Source organism: Micromonospora sp. bgisy143 (assembly GCF_057708145.1).
Map to the genome: position 1 here is coordinate 44596 of NZ_JBYIRN010000036.1, position 11869 is coordinate 56464.

Annotated in this window: 10 protein-coding genes; 4 read left to right on the plus strand and 6 right to left on the minus strand. The window is 65.2% G+C overall.

Features of this window, described 5'->3' with window-relative positions:
- Positions 1-18: 18 nt before the first annotated feature.
- Positions 19-2844 (plus strand): pPIWI_RE module domain-containing protein, encoded by a 2826-nt coding sequence (locus tag AC3EN4_RS29015; protein WP_435209428.1) that lies wholly within the window; start codon positions 19-21, stop codon positions 2842-2844.
- An 81-nt stretch (positions 2845-2925) separates the two neighbouring features.
- Here AC3EN4_RS29015 and AC3EN4_RS29020 read toward each other — a convergent pair whose 3' ends face one another.
- Entirely contained in the window at positions 2926-3708 is a 783-nt protein-coding gene (locus tag AC3EN4_RS29020) for an HNH endonuclease (protein ID WP_435209429.1), read from the minus strand.
- Positions 3709-3770: 62 nt separating this feature from the next.
- Positions 3771-5312 carry an AAA family ATPase gene (locus AC3EN4_RS29025; RefSeq protein ID WP_435209430.1) on the minus strand — a complete coding sequence of 514 codons (1542 nt, stop codon included), beginning with the start codon at positions 5310-5312 and terminating at the stop codon, positions 3771-3773.
- 355 nt (positions 5313-5667) lie between these two features.
- Here AC3EN4_RS29025 and AC3EN4_RS29030 point away from each other — a divergent pair, with 355 nt between their 5' ends.
- Both AC3EN4_RS29030 and AC3EN4_RS29035 read left to right on the plus strand, forming a co-directional pair.
- Positions 5668-6117 (plus strand): hypothetical protein, encoded by a 450-nt coding sequence (locus AC3EN4_RS29030; RefSeq protein ID WP_435209432.1) that lies wholly within the window; start codon positions 5668-5670, stop codon positions 6115-6117.
- Entirely contained in the window at positions 6117-6890 is a 774-nt protein-coding gene (locus AC3EN4_RS29035) for a hypothetical protein (RefSeq protein WP_435209433.1), read from the plus strand. The genes AC3EN4_RS29030 and AC3EN4_RS29035 overlap by 1 nt, the downstream gene beginning before the upstream one ends.
- A 481-nt stretch (positions 6891-7371) precedes the next feature.
- Here AC3EN4_RS29035 and AC3EN4_RS29040 read toward each other — a convergent pair whose 3' ends face one another.
- Entirely contained in the window at positions 7372-7632 is a 261-nt protein-coding gene (locus tag AC3EN4_RS29040; protein WP_435209434.1) for a DUF397 domain-containing protein, read from the minus strand.
- Positions 7633-7860: 228 nt separating this feature from the next.
- On the opposite strand from AC3EN4_RS29040, the gene AC3EN4_RS29045 reads away from it, so the two are divergent.
- A complete protein-coding gene (locus tag AC3EN4_RS29045) occupies positions 7861-8802 on the plus strand; it encodes a helix-turn-helix domain-containing protein (RefSeq protein ID WP_435209435.1) in 942 nt (313 codons plus the stop codon).
- A gap of 953 nt (positions 8803-9755) precedes the next feature.
- On the opposite strand, the gene AC3EN4_RS29050 is transcribed toward AC3EN4_RS29045, so the two are convergent.
- The 3 genes from AC3EN4_RS29050 to AC3EN4_RS29060 all read right to left on the minus strand — a co-directional run bounded on the left by AC3EN4_RS29050 (position 9756) and on the right by AC3EN4_RS29060 (position 11530).
- Positions 9756-10658 (minus strand): JmjC domain-containing protein, encoded by a 903-nt coding sequence (locus tag AC3EN4_RS29050; RefSeq protein ID WP_435209437.1) that lies wholly within the window; start codon positions 10656-10658, stop codon positions 9756-9758.
- 13 nt (positions 10659-10671) lie between these two features.
- Positions 10672-11193 carry a hypothetical protein gene (locus tag AC3EN4_RS29055; protein ID WP_435209439.1) on the minus strand — a complete coding sequence of 174 codons (522 nt, stop codon included), beginning with the start codon at positions 11191-11193 and terminating at the stop codon, positions 10672-10674.
- A gap of 85 nt (positions 11194-11278) precedes the next feature.
- Entirely contained in the window at positions 11279-11530 is a 252-nt protein-coding gene (locus tag AC3EN4_RS29060; protein WP_435209441.1) for a DUF397 domain-containing protein, read from the minus strand.
- Positions 11531-11869: the final 339 nt, after the last annotated feature.

The following is an 11869-nucleotide window of genomic DNA, read 5'->3' on the forward strand; positions in this document are numbered from 1 at the left end:
CCCCCGAAAGGACCCCACATGGTCTACGACCGTCAGCAACCCGCTGTGCTGCTTCCACGCCTGCCGATGACCACCACGTTCCAGACACTGGCCTTTCCGGACGAATGGCGTGAGCGCATCGCTAGCCTGCACGCGGCGAACTACCCGGACCGCACGTTGTCCCCAACCCGGCGGATCCCGATCCGCCGACTTAACGCTCTGCTGCGCGTCGCCACGCCCGACCTGATCTCGGCGGCCACCTATACCAGCGTCCGCGACGGCGACCCGTGGCTGTACGCCAAGAGGGCCTGCCCACCGCCGGTGCTGCGCGCCTTGCTCAACGCCTGGCTCTACGACCTGGCCCGCAAGGACATCGCCAAGCCGCTCGTGGTGCCCACGATCAAAGCGCTCGATGCTGCCGAACTTGAGTGGCGGCCAGAAAAGGTCGACCTGCTCGAATGCACCACCTCGGACGGCGGCACCGCCGTACCCAAGGCGCGGCTTTATACGCTGCTGCCCGACGCTATCGCGTGGCAGATCGCGCAGCACTCCGCCCGGCTCCCCTACAGCCACGAGGGCGGGCAGCTGCGGTTCCGGCAGGTCGCGGCCAACCCGTCGGCCGACGGCGCCGAACTGGTGTCCTGGCCACCCTTGACCTATCAGACCAAAGGCAAGAACCCTAGTTCCTGGCTCTACAGCTCCTACCTGCGCATCGCCCTGCGAACCGTCCCGTTCGACCCGCGACCTCGCCTGCACGTCAACGTTGGTGTGCGCCGCTGGACCACGAACGCGGTACGGCCAAAAGGCCGCAACGCGGCCTCTGTCTACCTGTTATCGGCCAACCCGTTCGCGGCTGGCGCCAGCGTGCCTGACAAGTTCGCGGTCGCCCGCGTCCAATGGAATCCCAAGATCGACGCGCTGAGCTGGGTCAACTCCGGTCCAGAGCAGATGCTGTCGCGCCTCAACATTATCGCGGAGCTGCCCGACGCCGCGGAACTCGGCCGGCAGTCCGACCTGTGGCTCCCCGAACGTGACGGAGTCACCGCGGCGGTCGTGTATCACACCACCATGCGGGGATCTCACGAGGTCGGCACCGGGATCATGCCGGCCGAACGGCGACGGCTGCTGGCCTGGGTCGAGGGCATCGTCGCGCCTCATTTCGAACTGGCGGACCCGCTGCACAAGGTGCCGGGCATCAAGCGGGCCGGCAACACCTTCACCAAGCTGACGAGCATCCCGCGCAGCAACAGCACCAAGTTGCCGGAAGCCGACTACGAGGCGAAGGTCGCACAGGCACGCGTCGCCCGTCGGGCCGAGACCGCGGCCAACGCCCGGCTGCGCCGACAGCGGCTCGCCGAGGTTACCGGCGTGCAAGGGTTGACCGTGGCCCTGCTCGATCAGCCGTCTCGGACCATGCGGAACCTGCTTCTCGACACGGTCGAAGAACTACTCGACTTGCCGCCTCGCACCGCTGCCGACGCGGACACGTGGACGTGGAACGTCGATGGTTTCACCCTCACGGTCCGCGCCCGTGTGTTGTCAGACCTGGGTGGCCCGCTCGGCGGCGGCGACACGCCCCGCAAAGGTGCCCAGCACGACGCCGCCGTCACGGCCCGGCGCAGCGGAGTCGCGGCTGCTCTGACCGACTGGGGACGTGAGCAGAGTGGCGCGGCAGATGCGGCGCTGGTCGTCCTGGATGGGCGTGAGGCGTTCTGGCGACGCACCACCGATCCGAAGTTCGCCATCCGTCTGGGCTGCGCCGACGCCGGCGCGGTCAGCCAGTTCATCAGCCCTGAGAAGGACGCCGAGGACGCCACCGTCGGGCACCGGGCCGAAGCCGCCTGGCTGGATCTGTTCCGGCAGGTCGGCATGCGGTTCGTGCCCGAAGCCCGCGGCCTCGACATCCCCGATGGCCTCAACCAGATCGCGTTCTGGATCGTCAAACGCCGCAAGGACGACACCAACACCCGCAAACTGTTCATCCCCGTCGCCGTGCTGATCCGCCCCGGCAACCCCTGCGTGATGGGCCGCGCCAAAGGTATGACGGGCTGGGTGCCGTACCCGCAGCTCCTCAAATATCTCGCCAGTTACCAGGATCCGGACATGCCCCGGACCGAACAGGAGCAGACGGTTGCCGTCGCCGCCTTCGTACGTAGCACGCTCAGCGCGCTGCGCCCCGACGAGACCCTGGTCGTCGTCGACGCCCAGAACATCCGCAACCGGCTGCCCTCGCTACAGAACACTTACCTCGAGCCCGAACGCATTCAGTTCGCCGACGGGGTGAGCCAGCCTGTCGCGACGTTCGGCGAACGTATGCGGCTGGTCCGGATCAGCGGGAGCGACCGCATGGAAACACCGCAGGTGTGGGCAGCCCAGCCAGACAGCACCGGCATCTCCGCTGGGCTCTGGTACGACGCCCAGCACCTCGACCTCGAGAACACCCGCGTCTTTTACAGCACGGTCGAGAAGCCGGTCACCCACAACAAGATCGGTGTCGAGCTGGCCAAGCTGACCCCGCACCACACCAAAACCGAACCCAGGCCAAACGCATCAGACGAGCAAGAGGTGAAAGAACGAGATCACTTCAACCCCGGCTCTGCGACCTGGAACCCGGAACTGGTGCAGTTCATAGTCATCGCCAAACCCGACGACGAGACCAGCCTGCTCTGGGCGGCCTTCCTGCACCAACAGCGGTCCTGTTCCGACGACTACACCTCGGCGCTCGGCGTCCCGCTCATCCTGCACCTGGCCACACTCACCACCCGCTACGCCCTGCCCACCGAAGACGACGAAGCCGACGACGAGGACGAGGACGGCCCGCAGGCCCCCGAGGATGCGGACGCGGCGGGTGAGGCCGACGAATAAGACGACCTCGGCTTCGATCCGTAGACGGCGGACCGCGCGCTACCCCGGCCGCACGATCTCCTTAGCGGCCGGACGGTGAATTCAGCCAAGGTTGAATCCACCGTCGCAGAACCAGTCCGACTCGCTCAACGCGACATACATAGCCGTCTGCCAGCTGTTCAGGCGCGCATGTCGGCAGCTGTCGGCGTTCTCCTGCAAAAAGTCGCGCACCCCGTCGACTCCGCCGGCGGCGGCGAGCCGGCCGAGACGGTACTCCAGATTTGCCAGTTCCTGGGCGGCCTGCGCCGCGTACAGCACGCCGAGCCCGAACCCGTCGAAGTGATGCCGGGCACGGGCCTGGTCGGCTGCTGCCCAGTGCTGCGGCGCCTCGACGAAAAACCGTATGGCCGGCGGCCGGTCCGGCTCCACGGCCGCGTGCAGCCACCGGTCGGTATCGAACCTGTCGTAGTACGGATGTACCGCGGCCGTCTCCGCCGATGCGGCGATCTGGTTGCCTTTTCTCTTGTTGCACTCGTGACAGGCCGGCACCAGGTTGAGTGGCGTCACGGCCAGCGCCGGGAACTTCGTCTTCGGCAGCACATGATCCAGGGTCCGCGCGTCCCGGTGCCCGCACGACGGGCAGCGGTCGTACGGCGCTCTGGCCCGGATCGCGTCATAAATGTGCCGGGCAGGTCCCTTCGGGTGAGCCATCCGGTCGTCGTACAGCGTGATCATCTGTTTGCGGGTGACGGCGCCCGCCTCGAAGTCCTCTCCGAGCAGTGCGTGTGCCAGGCCCTGCTCGGCTGCGGCCGCGTAGTTCGCAGCGGCAGCGGTGACCGTGCCCGTCGCCGAGCGGTACACGGCGTGCAAGTCCTTGTCGCGCATCCGGCTGATGGCGGCCTCATAAGTTTCCTGAGCGGTGTGTCGGGGTTTCGGAAGGCTCCACATCACAGGACCCCGCCGGACTCCCGGACGGCGATCAGCCCGCGGACCAGAGCTCGGGCCTCCCCGCCGAGCCGGCCGTCGAACCGCTCGAGGATCACCCCGTACGACTCGCCCTGCGCGACCGCATCCCGCAGCACCTTGTGGAAACCCGACCGGGTGACTTCCAGACCGAAAACCTCCCTGGTCAGCACCCCGACGTTCTCCCCGAAGGTTTCGATCTCGGGCCGCTCAGCGACCAGCACGTCACCGGCTCGCCGCAGCTTCCACGCACACACCCGCGGCACTTCCTGCAACACCACCGGCGAGTGAGTCGCGATGATGGCCACCCCGTTGCGATTGATCAGCAGATCCGACAGTGCACGAACGAACGCCGCCAACAACGGCGGATGCAAGTGCGCTTCCGGCTCGTCGAGAAGAACCAACGAACGCTCTTCGACGGTCTCGACCAGACGTGTCATCGTCAGCAACACGATCTTGTGACCGGAGCTCAGGTCACGAAAAAGATCACGTGCTGTATCGCCCACGTCGTCGCTCGTCACCAGATCAGCGAGCTCGATCACCCCTGCATCCGCGAAGATCGGGTCACCGGCCAGCAACTGCAACGCGCGTTGCCACCGTTCCCGCCGCGCGGGCTGACGGCACTCCTGAACACTTCTGCCGAACTCGCCGGCCAGCGTCCGGTGGTCCTTTGGTGGAAGCGGTTTCTCGCTCTTCTTGTCTCGTCGCACCCGTTTGAGACCGATGTAGGCGTAGCGGGGATTACTTCCACCGATCGGCTCAAACCTGTCGAAGGCGCTGAAACTCACCGATATCGCGTTCGTAAAGTTGTCCGCTCGATCACCGTCGGCATCGAAGGTGAAGATGCCCGGCTCGCCATCAGCGACCGGCGCCAACTCACCTGCGACGACATGGCTCAGATGGTGTAGCAGGTGGGTCTTGCCGACACCGTTCGATCCGATGAGAACGTGAATATTCGTCGGCGGCTCCGACTCGGGGACCACGTCAAACTCCAGTACGGCACCCAGATCCGGAAGATGTGCAGGCGGCGGCGTGCGGTAGGCGAACCGGAACCGGGTCAGATGCAGGCCGCCGCGGGCCTGGCGCCGAAACTGTCCCACGACACTCGTATGGGTCACCGCGCGCAGCAGCGAGACGGTCGTGACTTCTTCCGCCAGCGCCCGGGGATATAGATCCTCGTCGGCCGCCAAGTCGTGCAAAGCAGTCAGGACCTCGGACCGGACGTGCTCCCCGAGCCGATTCAGCTGCTCGTAGTAGGCACCGTCCTGACCCACCGAAAAGAACCTGTCGTCAAGCTGGTCGAAGGAGTCAGGCAGCGCCGGCGATGCCTGGTCGTGCCCCATACCAAACTGGCCGATCTTGACCTGGCCCACTTCGGTCAGCTCGCCAGCTTCACCACGCACCACCAGCTGGTACAGCGTCTCGAAGCGGAACCAATCATCCCAGTTGTCGTGCAGCAAGAACGCCGCAGAGCCAACACCGCCCTCGGGGATGGCATGCCCAACCGCGACCACGACAAAAAGCACGAGACGATCTTCTCCTGATCCGCAGACGGTCGGCTGGCGTCCGGGTAATGCACGGTAATGCATTGGCGCTGCAAGATGTCAACGCCGGCTGAACTTTTCAGGCGGAGCGGACAGCCTGGCTGCGATGCCAGCCGTTGACGTAGAAGTTTGCCGTCGTCCTCACGGCTGGGCTGTATGGGATCGAGGAGCAGGCTCGCGGCTGCGGCCCGCGTCCAAGGGGCGAGGCTTTCGGCGTCAACGAAGCCCAGAGCAGCGGAAATCCGGCCGTCGTCCTGCTCGCCACCATGCACGGTCGGGCGATTCCGCCAACTCGTCCGCCACGTCCTCGGCACAGCGGTTGCGCAGCTGCCTGCGGGTGATACCTGGGCAGCAAACGCAGCTTGATGCGATCCGACGGCTCCGGTCAGAACTGGAGGCCAGCTTCGGCGACGAGATCCTGCTCGCTTTCCCGCCTGCGCCGTTCATGCTCGCGCTCACCGGAGACATCGGCGGGTTCCTGCGGCACGCCGCCCGGCGACGCGATCATCGGATCGACATCGTTCGCGACGCCGAGGACACCACCGCGACCGGATGGATCATCCGGCCAGTTGACAGCAGCAACTCTGCTGACAACGGCGATTTGGCCTACACCCTCCGGTTCAGCCTGCCGCACTACCTAGACGAGTGGTTGATGTTCGACTGGCAGACCACCCGACAGCTTGAACGTCCCGGTCGCACCACGATCGCGATCTACCGAATGTTTGGCGGCGCACCTCGGTCATTTGAACTGCGCTACGGACCTCGGCCCCACTTCCAGGACGTCTGATGACCTCAACTGCCGCCTTCGAGCTCGGCGCGTGGCTGCTCAGGTGCAACCCCGCCATGTGGGACCTACACAAGTTCATCCGTGACGGCAACCTCACCATTCGCAGCTGGACAGTCGGCCGCTACCGCGACCAGTTTGCGGCAGGCCAGCCGGTGCTGTTCTGGGTCACCGGATCGACCGGGGCTGTCTCGACACCGGGTCTCTGGGGCGCCGGGGTCGTCACGGGTCCACCTCAGGCCCATGGAGATCATGACGAGTACTGGCTGATAGTGCCCCCCAAAAGCACCTCCATGCACTGGCTGCCGGTAGACATCACGCTGTTTCCTGCTGCCGTTTCGCGGACCGTCCTCGCTGAAGATCCACGGCTGCGCAGCCTGGAGGTCATCAAGAATCCGAGAGCCGCCAACCCACAGCGGGTGACGGCCGATCAGTTGAGGACGATTGGGCGACACCTTGATCCCCACGTCACCGCCGCTTACGGACCGATTGCACAAACTCGCGCCATCGTCGCTGACCGTTACCGGCATGAGGGCTGGGAGGTCGGACCTTCGGCTACAGGCGGCTCGCACCTGACGTGCTGGCAGGGCGCGCAAGTTCTTCAGGTCGTCACCCGTCCGGCCGGCCAGATCGTCCTTAGACGCGCCGAAGTCGCTGCTGCGGCAGAGCCGGACTGGCGACTCATCGTTGTGGACGGACCTAACCTCGTCGAACTCGACGGGCCCCAAGCCCTTGGACACGCCGAACCGGTCACCTACGAGATACGACTGCCGTAGCTCGACGCTGGTGCCTGCCAGCGAGCCACTGCGGGGCGCTTATTCCACTGGAATCGGAAAAGATTCGTGGCATTGATAGAGGGCGGATTCGGCGTTTGAATAGACCAAGCCACAGCGCAGCGGCAGGTCGCCGTCCCTGACTAACAATTGACGTTAGCGCTATGCTTGTGATCTGTCACAGTTCATTCACGATTGCTCGTTCGGCCGACGGCATGACGGATCGCCACGAAGTTTGAGGCACCAGGGCAGGTGTCCACATCCGCCTAAGCCGTGTCGTGACAAGGCAATCGCTTGGCGTCTTCGTAGGCTCTAGTCAACGGGACTTTGCTCAAGACGCGGCTGGTGAGCCAGCATGAGCTAGCCGTCACGGGGGTGGCGGGACGGAGCTAAGCAGGGCACCAACCTCGGCGCCCTGCTCCGTGTGTCAGGTAACCGACAGTCACGTGTCGGAGTGCGGACTTGTGGGTCGCATTGCAGGTGATCAGGCTTGCCGCTCTCCGCTGGCTGTTCGTGTTTCGCGGGTTTCGAGGCTGAGGAGGAAGCGGCGCCATGACGATTCAGGAAAGGACAGGACGGTTCCGGGTGAGATCGAGTCGAAGACGTCCACGCCTTGGTTGTGGTGCGACACGGTAACGCAGTGGTCGTTGTCGCATCGTGAACTGCGCCGGGTCCAGATCGGCTTGGGTGCGGATTCCATTTCTTTACCTCCGATGAGCGACAATCGTGGCAGGGGTTGCTTCATGGGCGATTGCAAATTTTGGATGATCTGGGCAACGCCGCCCGTATTGAGGCGGGGCACAAAGCAGTGCGCCCGCCCACCGTGGCCTTTACTTTGCGTTGCACCGGCGCTCGCGCTATGTAAGCAAGATAGCAGGGGCCTGGGACGTTCGGCTACAAATGTCCGGCTGCATTACCCAGCCCTTGGCCGAGTGCGCCGGTCTGCTAGCTTACTACCTTCGGCTTCAATCGAATGGGCAAAAGCAAGATGCCAGCGGCAAACTTCTCCCTTCAATTTGCCCGTTGCAATTATTGGCGGGAAGGCGTGATCGTGACGGTAGAAGGACAGGGACCCACAACACATCGTCGTCGCCTTCGCCTGGCGTTGCGCCAGCTCAGAAGTGAGCGGGGCTACTCCCTTGAGGACGTTCGCCACGCCATGGAGTGGTCGCTGTCGAAGGTCATTCGGATCGAGAGCGGCACGGTGAGCATCTCGGTCAACGACCTGAGGGCGTTGTTGTCGTTCTACGGTGTGAGCGACCCTGGCAACCTTGGTCGAATGATCGACCTGGCCCGCCTAGCACGTCGACGGCACTGGGCTGCCGAGTACCGGGATTACGCTTCGCCCTCCTACATGGACTTTCTTGGCTACGAGGACGACGCCTCGCGAATCAGTCAATACCATCCGTTCTTGATTCCCGGACTGCTGCAGACTGAGGAGTACGCCCGACTAGTAGTCAGCGCCCGTCCGCACTACCGCTCGGATGGCCAAGCCGCCCAGGCGAGGGTGAGGCTGCGTATGGCGCGGCAGGCGCGAGTTTTTGCCTCCGGCCGTGATTCATTGGTGCGGATCGTGCTGGACGAGCGCGCACTCAAGCACGTCGGCAGCAAGGAAGTCATGCGGGAACAGTTCCTGAAGATTCAGGATCTTCTTTCACGTCTAGATCTTGTCGTCCTAAAGCGCGACAGCGCGGCAGATCCTGGCTTCGTGGGTCCCTTCTCTCTGCACGAGTTCGACTCCGAACAGGATCCAGACGTGGTGTACCTCGACAACCAGCCTGACGACGTGGCCCTCGTCGAGGACGCCGACATGGTGGACGCCTATAAGGTCTCATTCGCGAACCTCTACGCCCAGGCAGTCGCGGCCGACTCCAAAGATGGTCGACGGATACTCGACTTCGACGCACCTCACTGACCACTCTCCCCACCACCCCAAGCATGTCGAGGGCCCGGCACCCGCGCCCCGTTCATCCGCGGGCCGGTGGAAGCCGGCGAGGCATCTCCCCCGCCTGACAGCCGGTTCCATCGTTGTGGGACGGCGGTTGGCGGAAGAAGCAGCACGACCGACCTAGGCCCAACCATGAGCACCGAGACGACCAGCGCTACGCCAGCGAGCCCAGCGGCGTGCACGTCGTCAAGGCAAGCCCCGGCCGTCAACCCGACCGCCGCGCAGACCGCGCGGCGCAGCGGCTCCCTCTGGGCGGTCATCGAGCCCAGCCACCAAGCGGTCGGCATCAGACGTCCGAGCGCGGTCACCGGAAGACTCTTCTCAGGCAGTCGAGGTGCGCCGGACATCTGGTCCGTCGTCATGTCAACCCCTGCGTTCACCATCGAGTGCCCTCCTCATCGCGTAGGCCACATGGAGTTGCATCCTGCAACTTCTGATCGGCCTAAGGCTTTCTGCCACTGGCAGATTACGCCGCAGCGAGGCGTCAGCCGCCGCGCCACGCGGAGAAAGCTTGGCAAGTACCCGACCAGCAACAGCAGCTTCGAGATCGACATGTGCACGGCCGGTGGGCGCACAGAGAGAAGTGGTCGTCCCGCCTGGAACGATTGCAACTCGAGAGGTACCAACGATTCGGTTCCGACGGGCTCACCTGCGTCTGCGGCGGCTACGGCCAGATGAGCGCGTTCGACGGGTGGAGCCGGCGGATAGCCGCGCCGGGCAGCTGTAGCCTCCTCCAGCCTGCCCGGCTGGAGACACGGCGGAGCGCGCCGCACCCTTCGGTAGATGTGATTGCCTGCCACAGGCCGCACGAGGGGCCGCGGGCCGAGCCACCGGTGAGCAACAGCCAGTTCAACGACTGGACACGCCCGTGCCCCTGGAGACGATTCTCCGAGGGCACGGGCGTGTCGCTGCGGCTTCGATCAGTGGTTGTACTCCAGCGTGGTGTAGCCCAGGTGCCGCAGGTGACTGGTGAACGCCTCCGTGTCCAAGGTTTGCAGGTACGCGATCAGCTTGCTGCGTGTGTCCTCGACGACGTCATGCAACCCGGGTCCGGTCATTTCCGCAGGCGCGATGATCCGCCGCAGAGACTGATCGTGGATCGCATCCCTGATCATCTCTTCAGCCGCCCAGTACGGGGTGCGCTCGCCGATGGCGATGGTCAGATGCACGCTGTCCTCGGTGTCGCCGATGTTGTGCGGGTCGTGCACCCACCCTCGGGGCAGGACCAGGACCTGGCCGACCTTGAGGTCGATGGTGACGTCCGGGCCGGCCGCGGTCCAGTCCTCGCGCCACTTCTCCTGCCAGGTCAGGGACGAGTCGTGATAGTCGCGCATTGGGGCGGGGAAGAGCGGCTTCCACAGGTTCCATCGCTTCTCGCCGGCCAGTTGGATGGCGAGCGTCATCTGCTGGTCCCAGTGGTGCCGCAGACCCTGCTCACCCGCCGGAGTCACGAACGCGTGAACGAAGGTGCTGTAGCCCGTCTCCTGCTGCACGGCCTTTGCCAGTCGATGGATCTTCGCGGTGATGCGTTCCATGTGGCCGAAGCGGATGGTGTAGCCGTTGTTGAGCAAATAGCGCAGCCGGCCGGGCATGGTCCGGCCGTTGGCGCTGAACGAGAGCGGATTGATCGACGGGCTCGGCGACTTCACGACCGCGACCTCGGCGGCGGGCACGCAGCCGGTGTCGATCCAGTCGTACAGATCCTCGGTGCTGACGACGCGGTCCAATTCAGCCGGCACGCCGGCGTAGACGCGGACCTCGTCCGGCCAGGTGGTCATCAGGTCTTTGACGCCGGCCTTGGGGAGCAGCAGCTTGAGCGACACGCTCCCTCCCTTCTCATGGCGTTGGGGGTGGCAAGGGGCAGGGAATGTTCGGGAAGAAGCGGTTCGGGCAGCAGATGATCGTGAAGTCGACGTAGCTGAAGCCGGGGGTGTAGTAGCCGGCGCTGACGTCGCTGCCGAGCAGGAGCGCTTCTCGGTTGTACTCGATCGTCTTTTCCAGCGGCAGGATGTCGCCGCCAGGCGAGTTGTCGGTCCAGGTCTTGGCGAGCCAGCTGAGGGCGTCATCGATATCGGTCCACGTTCGATCGGCGGACACCTTCGTCAATTTCAGCAGCGAGTGGCCGAGCTGCACCGGGCTCATGTCGTTCGCGAGGAACGTCCTGGTGTGCTCGTTGGCTCCGCTCTGGGTCAAGAGCCATTGACGGAAGGCGCCAGGTGCCATCTCGCGGAACAGGTGCTCCCTGATGTGCGCGTCGGTGAGGTTCGCGCCTGGTCGCCGCAGGTACTCCTTGTTGAACTCGTCCCGAGCGCCGACCCAGGGCCCGAACCCATGCCAGTGTCCGCTCCAGTGGATCATCTGTGCCTCCCGCTGGCAGGCGGGCCGCCCCCGGTGGGGGCGAGGCGGCCCGCTTCCTGCTGTGATGGTGCCGTAGGCCGAGTGGTCAGGCGGTCAGGCCACGCTTGGCGATGTAGCCGAGGGCGAAGTCGTCCAGCTCGCCCTCGGTGAAGCGGAGCTGCCCGGCGCCCGGGTTCTTGCTGTCGCCGAGGACATACGCGCCCTCGACGCCCGGGATCGCGCCGACCTCGACGCACTGCTGGGTCTCGCTGCCGAGGTTGCCGCCGCAGAAGTTGCTCAGCTGCACCCCCTCGACCGGCAGGCCGTACAGGTCGATCGCGCTAGGGTCTTTCTTCATCAGGATCCTCCGATCCTCGATGGTGTACGGAGAGTCGGTCTCCGCGCCGTTGTGCACCCGGACGGGCCGCGCCCCTCACAGCAGCGGCCCGCCCGGGGGTTCATGGGTGTGCGGGCGGTTTCCTCTCGATCCGATCGACGACCAGGTGGTGCCGCCACATAGCCGCCCACTTCCGGCTCCCGATTCGGCTCCCGCGGCAGGTCGTCGAAGGCGCTCCGACGTTGTCCCTCGACGGGGCCTGGGCTTCGTCATCGTCGGGATGCTCGCGGGCGGGGCGCGTTCCAGCGAGGGCCGGAGGCGGGGGGGGGGGGGGGGGGGGGGGGGGGACACGCCCCCCAC

Bases quoted from the DNA above. Each gene is read 5' to 3' on its own strand.
- AC3EN4_RS29015 (WP_435209428.1), top strand. From the start codon at position 19: ATGGTCTACGACCGTCAGCAACCCGCTGTGCTGCTTCCACGCCTGCCG.
- AC3EN4_RS29020 (WP_435209429.1), bottom strand. From the start codon at position 3,708: ATGCGCGACAAGGACTTGCACGCCGTGTACCGCTCGGCGACGGGCACG.
- AC3EN4_RS29035 (WP_435209433.1), top strand. From the start codon at position 6,117: ATGACCTCAACTGCCGCCTTCGAGCTCGGCGCGTGGCTGCTCAGGTGC.
- AC3EN4_RS29040 (WP_435209434.1), bottom strand. From the start codon at position 7,632: ATGAAGCAACCCCTGCCACGATTGTCGCTCATCGGAGGTAAAGAAATG.
- AC3EN4_RS29045 (WP_435209435.1), top strand. From the start codon at position 7,861: ATGGGCAAAAGCAAGATGCCAGCGGCAAACTTCTCCCTTCAATTTGCC.
- AC3EN4_RS29055 (WP_435209439.1), bottom strand. From the start codon at position 11,193: ATGATCCACTGGAGCGGACACTGGCATGGGTTCGGGCCCTGGGTCGGC.
- AC3EN4_RS29060 (WP_435209441.1), bottom strand. From the start codon at position 11,530: ATGAAGAAAGACCCTAGCGCGATCGACCTGTACGGCCTGCCGGTCGAG.